This is a genomic window from Pigmentiphaga litoralis (assembly GCF_048632615.1).
GTDB lineage: Bacteria > Pseudomonadota > Gammaproteobacteria > Burkholderiales > Burkholderiaceae_B > Pigmentiphaga > Pigmentiphaga litoralis_B.
This window is the reverse complement of record NZ_CP184479.1, coordinates 663,869-682,816: the sequence shown is the minus strand read 5'-3', so window position 1 is coordinate 682,816 and position 18,948 is coordinate 663,869. Positions and strand designations below refer to the sequence as shown.

At 65.0% G+C, this 18,948-nt stretch carries 15 protein-coding genes, 1 tRNA gene and 2 pseudogenes; 5 read left to right on the top strand and 13 right to left on the bottom strand.

Annotated elements, in window-relative coordinates; translation table 11 throughout:
• Positions 1-36 precede the first annotated feature (36 nt).
• A complete protein-coding gene (gene pbpG, locus ACNANG_RS03055) occupies positions 37-1,134 on the top strand; it encodes a D-alanyl-D-alanine endopeptidase (protein WP_420225943.1) in 1,098 nt (365 codons plus the stop codon).
• An 81-nt stretch (positions 1,135-1,215) separates the two neighbouring features.
• On the opposite strand, the gene ACNANG_RS03050 is transcribed toward pbpG, so the two are convergent.
• The 7 genes and pseudogenes from ACNANG_RS03050 to ACNANG_RS03020 all read right to left on the bottom strand — a co-directional run bounded on the left by ACNANG_RS03050 (position 1,216) and on the right by ACNANG_RS03020 (position 7,440).
• A complete protein-coding gene (locus ACNANG_RS03050) occupies positions 1,216-2,019 on the bottom strand; it encodes an IclR family transcriptional regulator (RefSeq protein ID WP_420225942.1) in 804 nt (267 codons plus the stop codon).
• 172 nt (positions 2,020-2,191) lie between these two features.
• Positions 2,192-3,226, bottom strand: coding sequence for an NADP(H)-dependent aldo-keto reductase (locus ACNANG_RS03045; protein WP_420225941.1), 1,035 nt, complete (start codon positions 3,224-3,226; stop codon positions 2,192-2,194).
• Between the two features lie 23 nt (positions 3,227-3,249).
• The gene (locus ACNANG_RS03040; RefSeq protein ID WP_420225940.1) at positions 3,250-4,302 is read right to left on the bottom strand and encodes a quinone-dependent dihydroorotate dehydrogenase; all 1,053 of its coding nucleotides are present in this window, start codon (positions 4,300-4,302) and stop codon (positions 3,250-3,252) included.
• Positions 4,303-4,317: 15 nt separating this feature from the next.
• A pseudogene (locus ACNANG_RS03035) lies at positions 4,318-5,153 on the bottom strand (arginyltransferase).
• Positions 5,150-5,956, bottom strand: coding sequence for a leucyl/phenylalanyl-tRNA--protein transferase (aat, locus tag ACNANG_RS03030; protein ID WP_420227432.1), 807 nt, complete (start codon positions 5,954-5,956; stop codon positions 5,150-5,152). Before aat ends, ACNANG_RS03035 begins: the two are co-directional and overlap by 4 nt.
• Before the next feature lie 34 nt (positions 5,957-5,990).
• Positions 5,991-6,599, bottom strand: coding sequence for an NUDIX hydrolase (locus ACNANG_RS03025; RefSeq protein ID WP_420225939.1), 609 nt, complete (start codon positions 6,597-6,599; stop codon positions 5,991-5,993).
• A 1-nt stretch (position 6,600) separates the two neighbouring features.
• Positions 6,601-7,440, bottom strand: coding sequence for a sulfite exporter TauE/SafE family protein (locus ACNANG_RS03020; RefSeq protein WP_420225938.1), 840 nt, complete (start codon positions 7,438-7,440; stop codon positions 6,601-6,603).
• Positions 7,441-7,633: 193 nt separating this feature from the next.
• Here ACNANG_RS03020 and ACNANG_RS03015 point away from each other — a divergent pair.
• A tRNA-Met gene (locus tag ACNANG_RS03015) sits at positions 7,634-7,710 on the top strand.
• Between the two features lie 122 nt (positions 7,711-7,832).
• On the opposite strand, the gene ACNANG_RS03010 is transcribed toward ACNANG_RS03015, so the two are convergent.
• From ACNANG_RS03010 to siaA, 5 genes and pseudogenes are all read right to left on the bottom strand, one after another.
• A complete protein-coding gene (locus ACNANG_RS03010) occupies positions 7,833-10,199 on the bottom strand; it encodes a PAS domain S-box protein (protein ID WP_420225937.1) in 2,367 nt (788 codons plus the stop codon).
• A pseudogene (locus tag ACNANG_RS03005) lies at positions 10,199-10,650 on the bottom strand (diguanylate cyclase). Before ACNANG_RS03005 ends, ACNANG_RS03010 begins: the two are co-directional and overlap by 1 nt.
• A gap of 362 nt (positions 10,651-11,012) precedes the next feature.
• Complete coding sequence (gene siaC, locus ACNANG_RS03000; RefSeq protein WP_420225936.1) at positions 11,013-11,390, bottom strand: biofilm regulation phosphoprotein SiaC; 378 nt, start codon at positions 11,388-11,390, stop codon at positions 11,013-11,015.
• 20 nt (positions 11,391-11,410) lie between these two features.
• On the bottom strand, positions 11,411-11,953 hold the full coding sequence (siaB, locus tag ACNANG_RS02995; RefSeq protein ID WP_420225935.1) for a biofilm regulation protein kinase SiaB: 543 nt from the start codon (positions 11,951-11,953) through the stop codon (positions 11,411-11,413).
• 30 nt (positions 11,954-11,983) lie between these two features.
• Positions 11,984-13,960, bottom strand: a complete 1,977-nt coding sequence (gene siaA / locus ACNANG_RS02990) for a biofilm regulation protein phosphatase SiaA (RefSeq protein WP_420225934.1) — start codon at positions 13,958-13,960, stop codon at positions 11,984-11,986.
• 310 nt (positions 13,961-14,270) lie between these two features.
• Here siaA and ACNANG_RS02985 point away from each other — a divergent pair, with 310 nt between their 5' ends.
• The gene (locus tag ACNANG_RS02985) at positions 14,271-14,540 is read left to right on the top strand and encodes a DUF1488 family protein (RefSeq protein ID WP_420225933.1); all 270 of its coding nucleotides are present in this window, start codon (positions 14,271-14,273) and stop codon (positions 14,538-14,540) included.
• 13 nt (positions 14,541-14,553) lie between these two features.
• Here ACNANG_RS02985 and ACNANG_RS02980 read toward each other — a convergent pair whose 3' ends face one another.
• Positions 14,554-14,889, bottom strand: coding sequence for a YnfA family protein (locus ACNANG_RS02980; protein ID WP_420225932.1), 336 nt, complete (start codon positions 14,887-14,889; stop codon positions 14,554-14,556).
• Between the two features lie 472 nt (positions 14,890-15,361).
• Between ACNANG_RS02980 and scpB the strand changes: the two genes are divergently transcribed.
• On the top strand, positions 15,362-16,450 hold the full coding sequence (gene scpB, locus ACNANG_RS02975) for an SMC-Scp complex subunit ScpB (RefSeq protein WP_420225931.1): 1,089 nt from the start codon (positions 15,362-15,364) through the stop codon (positions 16,448-16,450).
• 3 nt (positions 16,451-16,453) lie between these two features.
• Complete coding sequence (gene rluB, locus ACNANG_RS02970; protein ID WP_420225930.1) at positions 16,454-18,412, top strand: 23S rRNA pseudouridine(2605) synthase RluB; 1,959 nt, start codon at positions 16,454-16,456, stop codon at positions 18,410-18,412.
• Positions 18,413-18,948: the final 536 nt, after the last annotated feature.

The following is an 18,948-nucleotide window of genomic DNA, read 5'->3' as shown; positions in this document are numbered from 1 at the left end:
CTGCGTCGCCTGGACAGAATCGTTACCGGAGGACACATGGCGCGCAGTTTGAATCGGGCTTTCGCAATCGCATTGCTTTGCGCGTCGAGTATTGCGGCCGGCTTGCCGGCCGTGTCCACCGCTGCCACGTCGTCTTCCCAGGCAACGGCAAAGAAGTCCAAGGCCAAGGCCACCGCAGCGCCTGCGTCCAGCAAGGCCAAGGTCGTCGCCAAGAAAACCGCGCCCAAGGCGGCCAGCAAGACGGCCGTTGTGGTCAAGAAGTCGTCCCGCGCCGTGGCGTCCGCCAAGGGCGCCAGTCAGGCGGCGGTGGTGGCTTCGGTTCGCCGCGCATCCTTCGGCCCGATGTCCTCGCTGGACCATGATGAATCGGTTTCCAGCGGCCAGCTGTCGCTGCGTTCCAGCACCGCCTTCGTTCAAGACCTGAACTCCTCCGACGTCCTGTTCGCCAAGAACGACGCCGCCATCGTGCCGATCGCTTCGATTACCAAGCTGATGACGGCGCTGGTGGTTGTCGATGCCAATCTCGACCTTGAAGAAATGCTCGAGATCACGACCGAAGACATCGACACGTACAAGAACACCGGCTCGCGCCTGGCCATCGGCACGCGCCTGTCGCGTACCGACATGCTCCACCTGGCGCTGATGTCCTCCGAAAACCGCGCTGCCAGCGCCCTGGGCCGCAACTATCCGGGCGGTCTGCCTGCGTTCGTGCAGGCCATGAACGCCAAGGCCAGCCTGCTGGGCATGCATGACACGCGTTATGTCGAACCCACGGGCCTGTCCAGCAGCAATGTGTCCAGCGCGCGTGACCTGGTCCGCCTGATGCAGACCGCCGCGCTGCGTCCGCTGATCCACGAATACACCACCAGCACCAGCTATTCGGTCGACGTGCGCGGCCGCACGCAAACCTTCCGCAACACCAACCAGCTGGTCAGCAAACCCGACTGGGGTATTACCGTTTCCAAGACCGGCTTCATCAACGAAGCAGGCCGTTGCCTGGTCATGCTGGCCAACATCGAAGGCCGTCAGCTGGCCATCGTGCTGCTGGATTCCGCAGGCTCCTTCACCCGCACCGCCGACGCCGTCCGTGTGCGTCAGTGGCTGCAGCGCGAAGTGGCGCACAACACGCTCTGATCGTCACGATCCGATCGACCAGCAAAAAGCCCCGCGGCATCACACCGGCGGGGCTTTTTGCCATTGGGGCGGGAAGCAGGATCAGCCGTGCGTGGACGGCTCGTAGCCCAGCGCGTCCGAAATCCGGTTGGCCGTTTCCACCAAGGCGTCGATCCACGCGTCCTGCAGGCGATCGGCAGGGGCCGAGATCGACAGGCCCGCAATCAGCTTGCCCGAGTCGTCGTGGATGCCCGCGGCGATGCAGCGCACGCCCAGCTCCAGTTCTTCGTTGTCGCGCGCGTAGCCGTGGTCGCGGACCTGTCCCAGTTCTTCTTCAAGCATGCCCAGGTCTTTGACGCTGTTGTCGGTATGCGCGACCAGCCCGGTACGGGACGCATAGGCCTGGATGGACCGAGTGTCGTCCGCCGACAGGAACAGCTTGCCGGTCGACGTGAGGTGCAGCGGCGCGCGGCCGCCAATGGCACGCACCACCTGCATGCCGGATCGTTCGCTGTAGGCGCGGTCGATGTAGACGATTTCGTCGCCCTGCCGGACCGACAGGTTGACTGTCTGGCCAGTCAGGCGGTGCAGGGTGCGCATGGGCGCCAGGGCGGCGTCACGGATGTTCAGGCGGCCCTTGACCAGGTGGCCCAGTTCCAGCAGCCGCATGCCCAGACAGTACATGCCGCTGTCCACGCGGTCGACATAACGGCCAGCCACCAGATCGTTCAGGATACGGTGGGCGGTGGAAGGATGCAGGCCCGTGGTCAGCGCCAGTTCCTTCAGGCTGACCGGATCAGGCTGATCGGCCAGGGCATCCAGCAGCAGCATGGTGCGCTCCAGGACCTGGATGGTGATCGGAGGTCGGGTCTCCGCCGCGGGCGCGGCAGGACCTTCCGATGTCATAGGAGAGTGTCCAGCCATGTGTCTCTAAGTCTTTGCACGAATAATCGCAAATTCTATCCCATATCGTGAAACAGGATAAGGCTTCGGGTGGCGCGGCGCCGTGGCCAGCCGCGCGAAGGACAAGCCAGCCAGGCGCCATCCGAACGCCCGGCTTGCGGCCGGAACCGCCAGCCTACTGCGCCGGATTCCGGATCTGTTCGTGGACGGCGTTGACCTCGGCAATGATGTCATCGCTCAGCACCACGTTCTGCGCGTCGATGTTTTCCTTCAATTGGGCCAGCGTGGTTGCGCCAATGATGGTGCTGTTCACGAACCACCGTGAATAGCACCATCCCAGCGCCAGTTGCGTGGGCGTCAGCCCATGGCGGCGCGCGATGTCGATGTAGCGGCGCGTGGCGGCCAGGGTTTTCTCGCGCAGGTAGCGCGGGCTCCAGTCCTTGCCGAACACGTTCAGGCGGCCGTGCGCGTTGTCGTCATCGATGTACTTGCCGGTCAGCTGGCCGAACCCCAGGGGGCTGTAGGCCAGCAGGCCGACGCCGGTGCGAAAGCACACCTCGTCCAGGGCTTCTTCAAAGCTGCGATTGACGAGGCTGTAGGGGTTCTGAATGGTGGCGACCACGGGCAGACCATGCTTGTCGGCCAGATGCAGGAACTCCATCACGCCATAGGCACTTTCGTTCGAGACGCCAAAGTGCCGAATCTTGCCCGCCCGCACGAGTTCGTCCATCACCCGCAATTGCGTTTCGATGCTTTCGGCTTCTCGTTCATTGTCGGGGTTGAAAGACGTCTGGCCGAAGTTCGGCACGTTGCGGGCGGGCCAATGGATCTGATAGAGGTCCAGGTAATCGGTCTGGAGGCGTTTCAGGCTGGCGTCGATGGCCTGACGGATATTGTCGGCGTCGAGCTTGCCATTGCGCACCCAGGGCATGCCGCGCGACGGACCCGCCACCTTGCTGGCCAGCACCACACTGTCGCGCGGCTGCCGTGCGATCCACCGGCCGATGTACTGCTCGGTCAGCGTGTAGGTCTCGGCACTGGGGCGCACCGGATACATCTCGGCCGTGTCGATGAAGTTCACGCCTTGGGCCACGGCGTAGTCCAGTTGCGCGTGGGCGTCGGCCTCGGTGTTCTGCTGGCCAAAGGTCATGGTGCCCAGACAGATGCGCGAAACGGTGATGTCGGTAGTGCCAAGCCGGGTGGTCTGCATGATGTCCCTCGGATTGCGGGTGGTCAGTGGTCGGCCGAAAGCAGCGCGATCGCGTTGGCGCTCTCGCGCACCAGCGCCGGGCCGCGATAGATCAGGCCGGTGTAGATCTGGACGGCATCGGCGCCGGCGGCGATCTTGTCCGCCGCATCGCTGCCGGTCAAAATGCCGCCCACGCCAATGATGGCCAGGCCCTTGCCGGCCTGCGCCCGCAGCCGGGAGATCACCCGCAGCGACAGGTCGCGCACCGGCGCGCCCGACAGGCCGCCGGCTTCGGCCGCGTGTTCCAGGCCCTTGACCGCATCGCGGCCCAGGGTCGTGTTCGTGGACACCACGCCATCGATGCCATAACGCGGCAGCAGATCGGCAATGGCGTCGATCTGGCCGTCGTCCAGATCGGGGGCGATCTTGACGACCAGCGGCACCCGGCGGCCATGCTGGTCGGCCAGGCGTTCGCGCGCTTCATGCACGCGCTGGAGCAAGGAAGAGAGTTCGTCGGCGCCCTGCAGCGCGCGCAGGTTCTTGGTATTGGGCGACGACACGTTGATCGACACATAGTCGGCATGGTCATAGCAGCCGGCCAGGCAGGTCAGGTAATCGTCCACCGCATTTTCGATCGGGGTCGTCAGATTCTTGCCGATATTCAGGCCCAGGATGCCACCCTGCGCGCGATAGCGGCTGCGCTGCACGTTGGCCAGAAAGGTGTCGAGCCCGTCATTGTTGAACCCCATGCGATTGATGACCGCGTGCGCGGCAGGCAGGCGGAACATGCGGGGCAGGGGATTGCCGGGCTGCGAGCGCGGGGTGACCGTGCCGATCTCCATGAAGCCGAAGCCCAGGCTGCCCAGCGCGTCGATGTGGTCGCCGTTCTTGTCGAGGCCGGCGGCCAGGCCGACCGGGTTCTTCAGGGTCAGGCCCATCAATTGGCGGGGCTGGTGGGGCGCGCCGCCGAACAGGCGGGTCAGACCCAGATCGTGCGCCGTGTGCAGCGACGTCATGGTGACGCGATGCGCGGTTTCAGGCTCGAGAGAGAACAGCGCGGGACGGACCAGCGGATAGGCTTGGAAAAGCAAGGACATCAGGAAAGGGTTCGATCAGGAAAGGTTGCCGTCGTCGCCCGGACCGCCACGAGGCGGATGGACGACGTGCGAGACGGGAATGGTCACCACGGAAGGTGACGCGGGCGTGGGCGGGGGTGGGGCGAAGTCGGGCTCGTAGGTCTGCCATTCGCCATTGACCAGCACCTGAATGGGCTGGAAGGCCGTTTTGTACGCCATCTTTGGACTTTCGGCGATCCAGTAGCCCAGGTACAGATAGGGCAGATCGAGCAGCTTGCATTGCTCGATCTGCCAAAGGATATTCCACGTTCCCAGGCTGCCATGCAGGTCGGGATCGTAAAGGTGTAGACGGACGACAGGCCATCGGCCAGCACGTCCATGATCGACACCATCAGCAGCTTGCCGTTGGCGTCGCGAAATTCGACCAGGCGGGTGTTGACGCGGCTTTGCAGCAGGAACTGCGCGTATTGGTCGCGGCTGTCCTGGTCCATGCCGCCGCCTTTGTGGCGGGTGGACTGATACCGCAGGTACAGCGCGTAATGTTCGGCCGAATAGGCCAGTTCGGCCACGAATACCTGCAGGTCGGCGTGCTTGCGCCAGGTGCGGCGCTGCGTGCGGCGCGGCGTGAAGGTGTGCACCGGTATGCGTACGGGGACACAGGCACGGCATCCATCGCAATGCGGGCGGTAGGTGAACACCCCGCTGCGGCGAAACCCCACGCGCACCAGTTCGGCATACACGTCGGCGTTGATCAGATGGCTGGGAGTGGCGACCTGCGAGCGCGCCAGGCGGTCGCTGAGATAGCTGCACGGATACGGCGCCGTCGCATAAAACTGCAAAGCGGAGAAGGGCAGGTCTCGGAGGTAGGTCACTGGTCAACCCCGTAGGAAGCCGCGGCGGGAGCGGCTGCATTCGCTGCGGCATTTCCGGCCTGGGCCGGCGCCGCGCAAGACAGGGGTATCAGCCGGCCATCGGCGAGTATCCTGCCCGGATGCCAGGGCACGCCCGGCATCCCTATCGATTCTACAAGCTTGGACTCGAATTCGCTGCGGGAAATTGTGCCGCCGCCCAGCGATGTCAGGTGCCGGGTGTCCTGCTGGCAGTCGATCATGCGCACGCCATGCAGGGACAGAAAGCGCACCAGATAGGCCAGTGCGATCTTGGACGCATCGGGAACGCGGGTGAACATCGACTCGCCAAAGAAAGCCTGGCCGATGCTGACGCCATACAGCCCGCCGGCCAGTTCCCCGTCGATCCAGGTTTCGATGGAATGCACGCCGCCGTCCTGGTGCCAGGCCAGGTAGGCCGCCTGCATGGCAGGAGAGATCCACGTGGCGGGCTGCATGCCATCGCGCGGGGCGGCACAGGCGCGCATGACCTCGGCGCAGGCGGTGTCGACCCGGATTTCATAGCGAGCGTCCCGATCCACCTGCCGCAATTTCTTGCGCAGCGAATGCGACGGCGCGAAGCGATCGGTAAACAGCACCATGCGGGGATCCGGGCTCCACCACAGGATGGGCTCGCCTTCCAGGAACCATGGAAAGATGCCGTGCGAATAGGCATCGCGCAGCCGCGCCACGGACAAGTCGGCGCCCACCGCCAGGAGGCCGGCCGGTGACGCCAATGCCCGATTCAGCGGCGGAAACGGCGTATCGGGCCCGAGCAGCGCGGGCATCCGTTGGCGCAGGGTAGCCTGACTCACGATGCGCTCATGCAGGTTCTTCGGGCGTCGGGATCATGCCGTGGCTTAGCGCCTGGCTGTGCACGCCGAAGCGGCCGGCGGCCCGATCGGCAAAGAACAGCCGCAACGTCGTCGAAATCGACCGGAAGGCCAGGTCATCCCAAGGAATCTCGGCTTCGGTAAACAGCCTGGCCTCCAGGCTTTCCGGACCCGGATCGAAACGATCGTGCGTCAGGTTGGCCAGGTAGAAGATATGCACCTGGTCGACATGCGGAATGTCGATCATGCTGAACAGGGCGCCCATGGTGAAGGTTGCCCCTGCTTCTTCGCGGGTCTCCCGCGCGGCGCCTTCTTCGGTCGTTTCGCCCAGTTCCATGAAGCCGGCCGGAAGGGTCCAGTAGCCGTGGCGCGGTTCGATCGCGCGGCGGCACAGCAGGATCTGATCACCCCAGACCGGCACGGTGCCCAGCACCATGCGAGGGTTCTGGTAGTGGATCGCGCCGCAGTTGTCGCACAGGTCGCGAACGCGGTTGTCGTCGTCGGGAATGCGGCGCGCAAGCACGCTGCCGCACTGCGAGCAGAAGCGCTGGGCCCGCGGCGCGGGAAAGTAGGTGACCGTACGAAGGGGAGCAGTCATGTCATATCCAAGCGGGCGGTTGCCCGGATGGCAAGTTCCCTGTGAGCGTTGGCCGATGGCCGCGGGTAAGGCAACCGCGGTATCCGGCCAACGGGTGTTCAAAAAAGCTGGCGATGCCTTGCACAAGATAAACCGACGCCACGCCCAGGACAATGCCGCGCGTCCATTTGCGGAACTGCTGGTCGCTCATGCGCTCGAGCACGATCCGGCTCAGGCTGGTGCCGCCCACCGCGCATCCCAACAGTATCGCCCATTGCAGCCAGTGCAGCGTGACGGTCTGCTGGTTCATGATGCCGCCGAAGTAAATCAGCCGCGATCCATGTCCCAGCACCTGGCAGGTGGCCTTGGTCGCGACCACCTTGCGCCGGTCCATGGTGGTCGACCGCACAAAAAAGATGTCCAGGATCGGGCCGGTCACGCCGCTCAGGAACTGCAGTGTCTGGCAGACGAACCCGCAGATCTCGGCGCCCCACTTCGCTTCGGCTTGCGGCGCAAAGCGCGGCGGCACGAACAGTGCGACGAACGGGCTGATGCCCAGGATCAACAGCACGACGCCCCGGCTCGGCACCAGCTGCACGGCCAGAAAGGCGCAAAAGGCCAAGGTGGCGCCGATCGCGAACCTGCCGACGATGCGCCATTCGGTATGCCCGCGCCACAAAATGGCGCGCCACCCGTTGGACGTCAGCTGCATGGCGCTTTGCAGCACCATGGCCGACGCCACGGGCAGCATCAGCAACAGGGCGCCCATCAACACCATGCCGCCCGCCATGCCGAAAATACCGGACATGAAAGATGTGGCGAGCACCAGAAAAGCCACCGTGGCAAAGATGGCGGTCGTCATGCGCAGGACTCCTGTGAAGGCGGAACCACGGCGTGGCGACGGCCCGGCGGCATTATATAAGGCAGGCTTCCCATTGCGGTGGGATGCCCGGCGCCGGAGTCAGGTACATTGGGTCTTGCCAGCAGCCCGTCGTCGGCAGTCTGCCCGGCGGCTTGTCCCGGGCGGCCGGTTGGTATATACTTCTTTTCTCAGACGCGGGGTGGAGCAGTCTGGCAGCTCGTCGGGCTCATAACCCGAAGGTCACAGGTTCAAATCCTGTCCCCGCAACCAAATGCTCGACAAAAAGCCGTCTCAAGGTGCTCAGCCTTGGGACGGCTTTTTTCATGGGTCATTCCATGGTCATGTCTCAGTGGTCATGTCCCGACCCGGGGAGAGCATACGCGCCACGGATATCACTCCGTGATCATGTCCCTGATGCGCGACGTCAGCGCATCGATGGCGAACGGCTTGGTGATCATCTGCATGCCGGGTTCCAGGAAGCCGTTCGCAATGGTGGCGTTCTCGGCGTAGCCGGTCATGAACAGCACCTTGAGCGCGGGCCGCTGCGCGCGGGCAGCGTCCACGACCTGCCGGCCGTTCAGGCCGGGCAAGCCGATATCGGTAATCAGCAGGTCGATGCGCGCCGCGGACTGCAGAAGCTTCAGCCCGGACGGGCCGTCGGCGGCCTCGATCGTCTGGTATCCCAGGTCCTGCAGGACTTCAACGACCAGGTCGCGCACCACGGTCTCGTCTTCGATCACCAGCACGACTTCGCCCGATCCGGCCCGGTCCGCGCTGCCCAGGCCGTGCTGCTCGTCTCCATTGCCGTCCGACTCGCCATAGAAGCGGGGCAGATAGAGCTTGACGGTCGTGCCTTGCCCGACTTCCGAATAGATCTTTGCATACCCTTCGGACTGACGCGCAAACCCGTAAATCATCGATAGTCCGAGCCCCGTCCCCTGGCCGATGGGTTTGGTCGTGAAGAACGGTTCGAAGGCGCGGGCAATGGTGTCCTTGGTCATGCCCGTGCCGGTATCGGTCACGCATACGCACACGTACTGGCCCGGGCGGACATTGCCCAGACGCGTCGCGTAGGCAAGATCAATGTGCGCATTGCACGTTTCGATCGTCAGTGTGCCGCCGTCGGGCATTGCGTCGCGCCCGTTGATCACCAGATTCAGCACGGCGCTTTCGAGCTGGTGCGGATCGCACAAGCACTGCCACAGGCCGCCAGCCGTGACGATTTCCAGCGCGATGTTTTCGCCTATCGTACGCCGGAGCAGATCTTCCATTCCGCTGACCAGGCGGTTGGCGTTGACCGCCTTCGGGTCCAGCGGCTGCCGCCGGGAAAATGCAAGCAGGCGATGGGTGAGCGCGGCCGCGCGATTGGCCGAGGTGGTGGCGGCGGTGGCGTACCGCGCAAGCTTGTCCGTCTGGCCGCGCGCCAACTGGCGCTGCAGCAGGTCCAGCGACCCGATGACGCCCGTCAGCAGATTGTTGAAGTCGTGCGCGATGCCACCGGTCAGCTGACCCACGGCTTCCATCTTCTGGGCTTGCCGCAGTTGTTCTTCGGTCTGCGCCAGCGCCAGCGCCTGTTCACGTTCCGCGGTAATGTCGCGGCCGGTGGCGTACGTCACGTCGCCCGCGGGGGCGGCTACCCAGGAAATCCAACGGGTGGACCCGTCCTTGTGGTAATAACGGTTGACGATGGCAGGGCGTTGCCCGGCCGCCGCAGCCAGGTAGGCGCCTGTCGTGCCTTCATGGTCGTCGGGCACGACGAATTCGTTGACGTGACGGCCCACCAGTTCGGCAGCGTCATATCCCAGCATCGTGGTCCAGGCGGGATTGACCTGACGTAACACGCCGCTGAAATCGATGACCAGCATCAGGTCCGGGGACGTGACCCACATCCGGTCCCGCTCGGCTGTTCGTTCGGCCACCTGCTGTTCCAGGGTTTCGTTCAACTGCTGCAGGGCTTCCTCGGCCTTGCGGCGTGCCGAGATGTCATTGAACAGGATGGCGACACGGCCTTCGCTCGGGGTGCCGGTCCGGAACGCAAACACGTCGAACCAGCGCCCCAGCGCGGCCGAGCCCTGTTCGAACCGCATGGCTTGGCCACTGCGGGCGACGCGTCCATACACGTCGTACCAATGCTCTTCCAGATCGGGAAGCGCCTTGCGCAGCCATTGATCGACGATGGCCTGCGGAAATCCGGTCTGCTGGAAGAACGCCGGGTTGGCCTCGATCACCCGGTAATCCACCTGTTTCCCGGACAGGTCCACTTCGACCACGCAGAAGCCCGATTCGATGGACTCGAAAAGCGTGCGGTACCGCGCTTCGCTGGCCTGCAACTGCTCTTCGGCGTGGCGCCGGTCCTGGATGTCGATGACCGAGCCGATGTACCCAAGGAAGGTGCCATCGGCGCCAAACCGCGGCAGGGCCGCATCGATCGCCCAATGATAGGACCCGTCGGCATGCCGCAGCCGATATTCCAGGCGGAATGGCGTGCGGGCGGCGTTGGCTTTCATGAAGATCCGCGCGGTCCGCGGGCGGTCGTCCGGATGCGTGGCGGCCAACCAGCCCAGGCCGCCGGCGTCGGTCGGCGTCTGACCCGTGAATTCATACCATCGCTGGTTCAAGTAGGTGCACGCGCCGTCGGCGTCGGTCACCCACAGCATGACAGGCGCGAAATCCGCCATGTTCTGGAACCGCGTCTCGCTGTCGACCGCCTCAGCGTCGCGAGCGTCTGGGTGCGCGGCGCCGGTCGGAGCGCCGGTCATCAGTCCGACACCGCAGCGACGACGGCGCGGTTGCGGCCAGCCCGTTTGGCGTCGAGCAAGGCGGCGTCAGCCCGCTTGATCGTCATGGAAAACGTTTCGCCTGGAACGTGCGCGCTGAGTCCGATGCTGGCCGTGACCTGGATCGCGTCGTGATCGGTACGCACCGCCAGTTCCGCGATGTTCTGGCGCACCCTTTCCATCACGATCAAGCCTTCGGCCGCCGTGGTATCAGGAAGCACCACCAGGAATTCTTCACCCCCCAGCGTCCGCACACGTCGTATTCGCGCAGTCCGGCCTGCAGGGTGGTGGCGATGGCGATAAGCACGCGATCGCCCGTTTCATGACCATGCGTGTCATTGACCTGCTTGAACTGGTCCACGTCCAGCATGGCGAGCGTATAACCCTGGCCGCGCCGGGTGACCCGTTCGGACTCTTCTTTCAACCGGTCCATCAGCAGCCGGCGATTCCCCAGGCCAGTCAGCACGTCGCGGTTGGAGGCTTCGTTGAGCGCAAGGTTGAGGTCGCGCATCATCTGCTGATAGCGGTCGGAAATCCGCGCCAGCTTTTCGAGTTGGCGCAGCTGCTTGTTGAACCGTTCGCCCAGGTGGGTTTCGCGCTGCCGCGCCAGCTGCTGGTAGGCGTCGGACAGGTGAGTGACGCGCTCCAGCCGATAACGCTCTTCAAGGTGCACTTGCCATAGCTCGCCCAGCGCGCTGCGCAGGGGGTGGCCGCTGTGGGCAGGGTCCGCCAGCAATTGCTCGATGCGTTCGTCAAAAGCCGAGTTGTCGCGGGGCATGGCGGACCAGGCTGACCTTAAGAGTAGGAAACGATGGAAAACGGGAAGCTGCAGTCTTCCTTGAACTCTTCGGCGAGTTCGGCCACCCGTTCGTTACGGTGATCGTAATGCCAGTTCACCGCCACGTCGCGTCCGCGTTGATGGGCTTCTTCCAGCGTGTCGAAGATATCCATGACGGCGCGGATGCTGCTGGTGTTCAGGTACAGCAGGCGCAGTTCGAGCCGCAGCGGCTTGTCGGTATCGGCAAGGAAACGTTCCACCCAGTCGATGATCGGTCCGAACAGGTCGAACGAATTTTCTGGATAGGAATCGCCTTGCATGCTTAGCTGGCCCGCGTCCCAGTCGGCCGTGATTTCCGGTGTCGACTGGCTGCCAGGAATGGTCAGGTTACTCATGCTGTTCGCTTTTGAAGGGGTCAGATGATCGCGCGCAGGCTGAAAAACGCGCGGCCGTCGGGGGTGTCACGCAGGCTTGCCGTCAGGGGCGCGCTGGACTTGCGCGCCATGTCGATCAGGCCAAGCCCGGCGCCGCTGCTGGCGCCCGCATCGCGCGGCTTGCGCAACTGTTCCTTGTAGCTGGCCTTGAGCTGGACCTTGTCGAGTCCCGCCAGGGATTCGACGCGCTGGAGCAGGGCGCGCCCGTCTTCCCGTTCCACCAGGTTGCCCGCTGACACCACGTAGTGGTCGCCATCATCGCGGGCGACCACGACCGTGGCGGCCGCTTCGTGCTCCTGGTAGCCGTTCTGGGTGGCGTAATGACGGATGTTCTGCGTCATTTCGATGTAGGTGCCAAAGACGTCCATGGCGGCCGACGGTTGCGCGTGTTCCGCCTGCAGATAGTTCTTGAGGGCGTTGCCGATCTCTTCGATCAGGCTGCGCGAGATCGGGCCGTTGAAGCACAACATGATGTGCTGGCGATTGAACATCTCGCGCATGGCGAACAGGTCAGTCGAATCCATGAAAGCTCCGGTCTGTTTGGAAAAAAGGGCTCATTCAAATCGGAAGGACAGAATGGTGATGTCGTCGCGCTGCGGGAGATCTCCCCGGTAGTTTACCAAGGCCTGCTCAACCGCAGCAGCCTGGTGCTGCAGCGACTCGCCGGCGATTGATTGCAGCAGTTCGGCAAAACGCCGGTTGCCGAAGCCATAGCCATGCTCGCCCCCGGCCTGGTCCAGCACGCCGTCGGTGATCAGGTAGAACGTGCGGCCCGACAATTCGGTAACGGTGTTGGTGTACTCGCCCACGCGGCGCTCGCCCAGCGCGCGGCGTCCGCCCGGGAATTCCTGAGTGGTGACGCCATCGCTGGCATACAGCGACATCTTGGCGCCGGCAAAGTGGGCCAAGCCTGACGCCCGGTCCACATACACCAGGCCCGCGTCCATGTTGGTGGCCAGCGAACGCGGCATTTCGGTGTCCCGCAGCATGGCGCGCATGGCGGCGTCGGTCCGGGCAAGGATGGCGGCCGGGTCGCGCGCGCCCACTTCCTTGATCGCGTGGTCGATGGCGGCGCGGGCCAGCATGGTCATGAGCGCACCCGCCACGCCGTGCCCCGCGCAGTCCACGACACCCAGCAGGCAGTTGTCGCCATCGGGCAGGAACACATAGAAGTCGCCACCCACCACGTCCCGCGGGTGCCACATCACGAAGTGGTGGGCGCCCAGCGACTGCACCATTTGCCGGTCGGGCAGGATGGCGCGCTGGATCAGGCTGGCGTAGTCGATCGAATCGTCGATCTGCTTGTGAGCGGCCGCCATGCTCGAATTGGCGGCTTGCAGTTCCTTGGTTCGTTCCCGCACGCGCTCTTCCAGCTCGGCCGTGTGCGTCTGCACCTTGGCGGCCATGGCGCCAAAAGCGCGGCTCAATTCGCCGATCTCGTCGTCGGTGTCGTCGGGCAGGGCGGTGTCGTAGCGTCCGGCGCTGATGGCCTGGGCGGATTGCTGCAGGCGGCGCAGCGGCTTGAGCACCAGGCGCTCGACCGCATAACCAAAGACGATCAGCAAGGCGGCCAGCAGCAGGACGAAGGCGATCAGCGCCTGGGTGGCCCAGCCGGGGTCGATCACCTGGGCGGCGCGCAGGTCCACCACTGACAGCACGTGCCAGCGCAGGTCGGGAATGTAGGCCAGCACCAGCAATTGGCGTTTGCCGTCCACCGTCGCCCACAGGTCGACCGGCTGGGCCGGCTGGGCTTCGGCGGCAGCCATAGCCTTGCGCAAGGACGCGCGTTCGGCATCCGACGCAAGCAGGCCGAAGGCGGTCTGCCGTTCGCTAGGCTTTTCGGATACCGATCCATAGGCGATGCGGCCGGTGTCCGGATGGGCCTGGATCGCGCCGTCCCGGTTGATGATGATCGGGGTGACGCCGCTTTCCTTGGTGGACAGGAAATCGTTCAGGAAATTGCTGAGGTTCAAGCCGGTGCCGACGATGCCCAGGCGGCGCTGCCCGTCCTGAACGGCCACGTTGAACCACACATTGGTGATCTTGAGCTGGGGGCTGAGTTCGACGTTGATGTTGTAGAGGTCGGGACTGCGCATCGAGGCGTAGTACCAGTTGTCGCTGACCTTGTCGGGCGCCGTCGTGTAACGCGGCGTGGTGGACACCGGCGCCTTGCTGTCGTTGTAGTAGTAGTGGCCCTGGCTGTCGGCCACGAAGTAGGAATGGTCGCGCAGGTCGCTGCGGTAGCCTTCGGCTTCTTCAAAGAAGACGTCCCGCGCGGCGGCATCGTCCAGATTGGACAGCCAGCGGCGGGTGACCACCGAATTGGCCAGGCGGGTGGCCAGCGCCAGTTCGCGCGACACGGGGGCGAAGATCTGTTCGCGATGGAGAAGGGTGTGATTGCGGGCGTAGGCCAGGCCAAAGTGGTTCCGTACCGTTTCGACCCCCTGCCAGGCGATGAACGCCGCTGGAATCAGGGCTAGTGCACAACTCAACAACAGCGCGACCAGCGATTTGCCGCGCAGACCCAACATGGCCATCTCATTCCTTTTCTTGATACCTGCTTACACCCTCGGCAATTGTGCAGGGGGCTGGTTGCCCTAGCAAACACTCGCCTGGCTCATGGCGCAAATAAGACGCTGCAGCAGGGGAATCGGCACGTGGGCTTGTGCCGGGCGCAAGCCTTGGTGTAGTCCCGCAGGCAGGCCTGGGCGGGTATTTACCGGTTGCACCTGACACGGGGCTTTACAGCAAGCGCATGGACTGTCACCGGCCTGGAGCCTAGAGTGGAGATTCTGCAGGCCACGGGGCATCGCGAGGCCCCGTCTTAATGGAGTGACAACAATGACGACAGAACTGGCAAAAGAGGTTCAGCCCACCGTGGTGGATGGGGCCGTGCGATTCACCGCAAGATTCGAAGGCCGCAAGAGCCAGGAATTCGAGATTTCGGGCGACGTGCTCGAAGAACACTTTGGCGCGGCCAGCCGCGGCGATGACGACCTGCTTGCAGCGTTCCGTCACGGCCGCGAAGAAATCCTGAAGGCCGCCGGTGAGGCCAGCAGTACGCCCACCACAGGCATCGTGCCCCTCGGCACGGGCGATTTCACCGAATAGCCGTCGCCATCGGTCAGCGGGCGTCGGGTTGCAGCATGATGATGGCCATTCCGGCCAGGGCAACCACGCCGCCTGTGACGTCCCATCGAGTCGGCGCCATGCCGTCCACCCGCCATAACCATAGCAGCGCCACCACGATGTATACGCCGCCATAGGCGGCATACGTGCGTCCGGCGGCCGTCGGGTGCAAGGTCAGCAGCCAGGCAAACAGGGCCAGCGATGCGGCAGCGGGCAGCAGCAGCCACAGGGATCTGCCCTGTTTCAGCACCAGCCATGGCAGGTAGCAGCCAACGATCTCGGCAAGCGCCGTCAGCGCGAAAAGGGCGGTGGTAGTGGTCAGCGCAAGCATGGGACTCCTGTTGGGCGCAACGGATGAACGCAACGAATGGCGGGACAATGCTTGTGACATTGCGTCGCTGAGGCTACACTAGGATTCGCTGTACGAGGTGTTGCGCCTTTCCTGTGGCCGGGTCCGATCCGGATCGCCCGGGCAAGGCTTCTACCGGCACCGGGGCAATCTACACTGGCCCGGCCCAGGCACCTCGCCTGATCGCGCTCCCGAACGTGATCCCCAGGTGGTCCCCAGAAAGTTTTGACTCAGCCCGACGTCCAGGCTCAGTCCGGTATCCAGCGGCTGCTACGGCACACGCACCCAACGACATCTTGTTCAGCATGCGACTCGCCATGCGAGACAGGCCTGCACCCGCGGCTTGCTCGCAGGCTGGGCGTCAGGGAACGCAAGGCCCCGGCGCATCAATGGCTGAATGCTATTCGAACCGTATTTCACCCTGTACGGATGACGCTCGTTTGATCAAACGCACATGAACACCAGCGAGGCACGTCTCGTTCTGGAAACCGCGCTGTTATGCGCGCAGGAACCGCTCCAGCTGTACGAATTGCGCAAGCTCTTCGCCGACGAGGTGGGCAACGACACCTTGCGTGGCCTGCTCGACGATATTCGCATCGCCTGGCAGGACCGCGGGATCGAACTGGTCGCGCTGTCGAGCGGGTGGCGCTTCCAGAGCCGCCTGTCGATGCGGCCTTACCTGGAGCGCCTGAGTCCGGAAAAGCCGCCGCGGTATTCGCGTGCGGTCATGGAAACGCTGGCCATCGTGGCATATCGCCAGCCGGTCACGCGGGGCGATATCGAAGAGATCCGCGGCGTGACGGTGTCGACGCAGGTGATCAAGGCGCTGGAAGACCGCGACTGGATCGAAGTGATCGGTCACCGCGACGCGCCGGGCCGGCCTGCCCTGTTCGGCACGACCCGGCACTTCCTGGATGACCTGGGCCTGAAGGCGCTGGACGAATTGCCGCCGCTTGAAACGACCGAAGCCGTGGCCGCGCTGAGCGGGCTGGGCGAGCCGGAAGGGCTTGCCTTCGGGCCAGCCGCCGACGACGCGGACACGGTGGCAGCAGACGCTGCCGCAGCGATAGCCGGCACTGTCGAGGCCCCTGCCGACATGGATGCCGGTGGCGATGGGAACGCCCCTGCCGATGCCGGGATGGATGCCGAAGCGAATCAGGTCGAAGGCCTGGCGCTGGAAAACCCGGCGCCCGAGTCACTCCGGGACGCGGGCCTGGATGAAGACGTTGGCGCGGACGCCGACGTTGCGACACGCACGACTGAACCCATGACGGTCGACGCCCCGGGCGCCGACTTTGAATCCCCGGACGTCACTGGCGATGCTGCCGGTGACGCCATACCTGTCACTTCGGTCTCCGGACCTACGATGCCTGACGAGGCCCCTGCCATGGATGCGACCAAGTCGCCCGAACCAGCAGGCGCCCCGCAGGACGGGCCGGAGTCCGATGTCGTCGAGCCTCGTGCCGAGGCGCCCGCTGTGGCGCCCGAGACCGGGGACGACGATCCCTCTTTACGCCAGACTGGCAAGAACGATAAGTCCTGACACATGAACGACACCCCTGAAGGTCACAAGAGCGACGCCACGAGCGCGCCCGACGCCACTGGCGAGGGCCGGAACGCCGGCGCGCCTGAAAAGGCTCGCGGCCGGCGCAATCTGCGCACGCCGTTCCGCCGCCGCCGGCCCGCCGACGAAGCTGCTGCCGGCGCTGCCGCGGAAGGCGCCGAGCCGGCCGCTGCCGCACCGGCCGCGACGGGCGACGCCGCCCCCGCACCGGCGCAGAACCGCCGCAAGCCGCGTGGCCCCCGTGCCGCTGCCGCGCAGAAGGAACACAAGGAACAGAAAGACGCCGCAGCCCCGGCCCGCAACGGCCGCCGCGCACCCGCCAAGACCCGGGGCCGCGCCGCGCCGGCCGGGGTGCCCGTGACCGGTGGCGAAGACCTGGATGTGGCGGGTCCGGATCTGTCGCCCGACGAATTGCGCGCCGCCGAGAAGGAAGCCGAACAGGCTCTGTCCTTCCTCGACAAGGCGCCCGACCTGAAACGGCGCCTGGGCAAGTACCTGTCCAGCGACGCCGTGGTGCCCAAGCTTCACAAGGTGCTGGCCGATGCCGGCATCGGTTCGCGCCGCGAAATGGAAGAGTTGATCGTGGCGGGCCGGGTGTCCGTCAACGGCGAGCCGGCCCACATCGGTCAGCGCGTTTCCCCAAGCGACAACGTGCGTGTGAACGGCAAGCTGGTGGTGCGCCGCAATCTGGCGCGTCCGCCGCGCGTGGTGCTGTATCACAAGCCGGCGGGCGAAATCGTCACCCAGGACGATCCCGAAGGCCGCGCCACGGTGTTTTCGCGCCTGCCCAAGATCAAGAGCGGCAAGTGGATTTCGGTGGGCCGCCTCGACCTGAACACCGAAGGGCTGTTGATCTTCACCACGTCGGGTGACCTGGCCAACCGCATGTTGCATCCCCGCTATGGCATGGAACGCGAATACGCGGTCCGGGTGCTGGGCGAAATGACCGAAGAACAGCGTGAATCGCTGCTGACCGGCATCCAGCTCGAAGACGGCATGGCCGCATTCGGCGCCCTGGACTACCTGGGCGGCGAAGGCAGCAACCGGTGGTATCGCGTCACCCTGCAGGAAGGCCGCAACCGCGAAGTGCGCCGCATGTTCGAATCGCTGGGCGTAATCGTCAGCCGTCTGCTGCGCACCCGCTTTGGCGACGTGACGCTGCCTCGCGCGCTGCGCCGTGGCCGCTGGGAAGAGCTGGACGCCACCATGGTCACCGCCATGCAGGTCCAGCTGGGCCTGATCCGCGGTGACGACGACGAAGCGGGCGGCCGCCGCAACGGCCGCAGCGCGCAACCGCTGTCGCACGAAGGCGCCTTGCCGCCGGGCTTTGGCACGTTGGAACAGAATGGCATGCATGGCGCGCGTGTGGGCCGGCGTGGCCAGGTGCAGGGCGGTGCGCGGGGCGGCGCGCGCTCGGCGATCAGTCCGCTGGCAGGTCAGGTGTTCCCGTCGGATCCTTACGGTACCGGGGTGAGCTTTGCTGGCGGTCTGGCCAATGGCCATCCGCATGTCGGCAATGCGCGTTCGGGCCGTGACGCACCGGGTGCGCCCGCCCGCCGCGGACCCAAGCGCGGGCCGGGCGCTCATGTCGGGCGGGGGCAGGGCGCCGCCGTGCCGGCAAACCATCCCTATGCCGAACCGGTCAAGGGGGCACGCAAACGTGCGGCCAAACCACGCGCCGACGGTGGCAATGCCGCGCCAGGCGAAGGCCGGGCACCGCGCGGCCGGACTGCCGGTGCGGGCGGCAACGGCCCGTCGGCGCCGCGTTCGGCGGCTGGCGCGCCGCGCGGCAACCGTGCGCCAGGCAAAAGCGCCGGTCGCGGTCCACGCGGAGGGGGCGGGCGTTCAGGCGGTGACGAGGCCCAGCCCCGCGGCGCCGCGGCGCACGAGTCGCAACTGGCGTTTGCCGGTGCGCCGCGTGCTCGGCGGGGCCGCGGCTGACCGGCGTCGTATGGCCCGGAATGGCAGGGCGGTGAATGCTGTCATGCCCTGGCGAACCTCTGGATCGACCGCACGCGCAACTTGAAAAACAGCCCCAAATGGCTTATGATCTACAAGCTAAGCACCCGCTTCCTAAACACCCACGTTGATCTGGCAATCAGTCGGTCAAGGCAGGGTAAGGCAGGACAAGGAAGAAAAGGGGCTGGCGAAGCCGTCGGCACTTCCGGGGTTTGGATCTGGAAGAATGCGTTTCCTGCAAGGAATGCCTTCTTTGGATCTCTTTCCGGACTCAAGCGTCACGGGCTGGGTCGTGGTTCAGGAAAGTCGCTCTGCCCGGTTGGCATCGAGCGATCAAGCTTTCCGGTGCACCGATCTGGAGAAGGTCCGGGCAGCAGCATCTGCCCTCGCGGCCATCTCCGTTGGCCCGGCGTTCTGGCAGTTCCCGCTTCGCGCTGACTCCAGTGTTGTAAATAAACACAGTTGCGGAGTGGTGGAGCTGCCCCGATATTCCCCAGAATACGGACAGAACCTTGCGA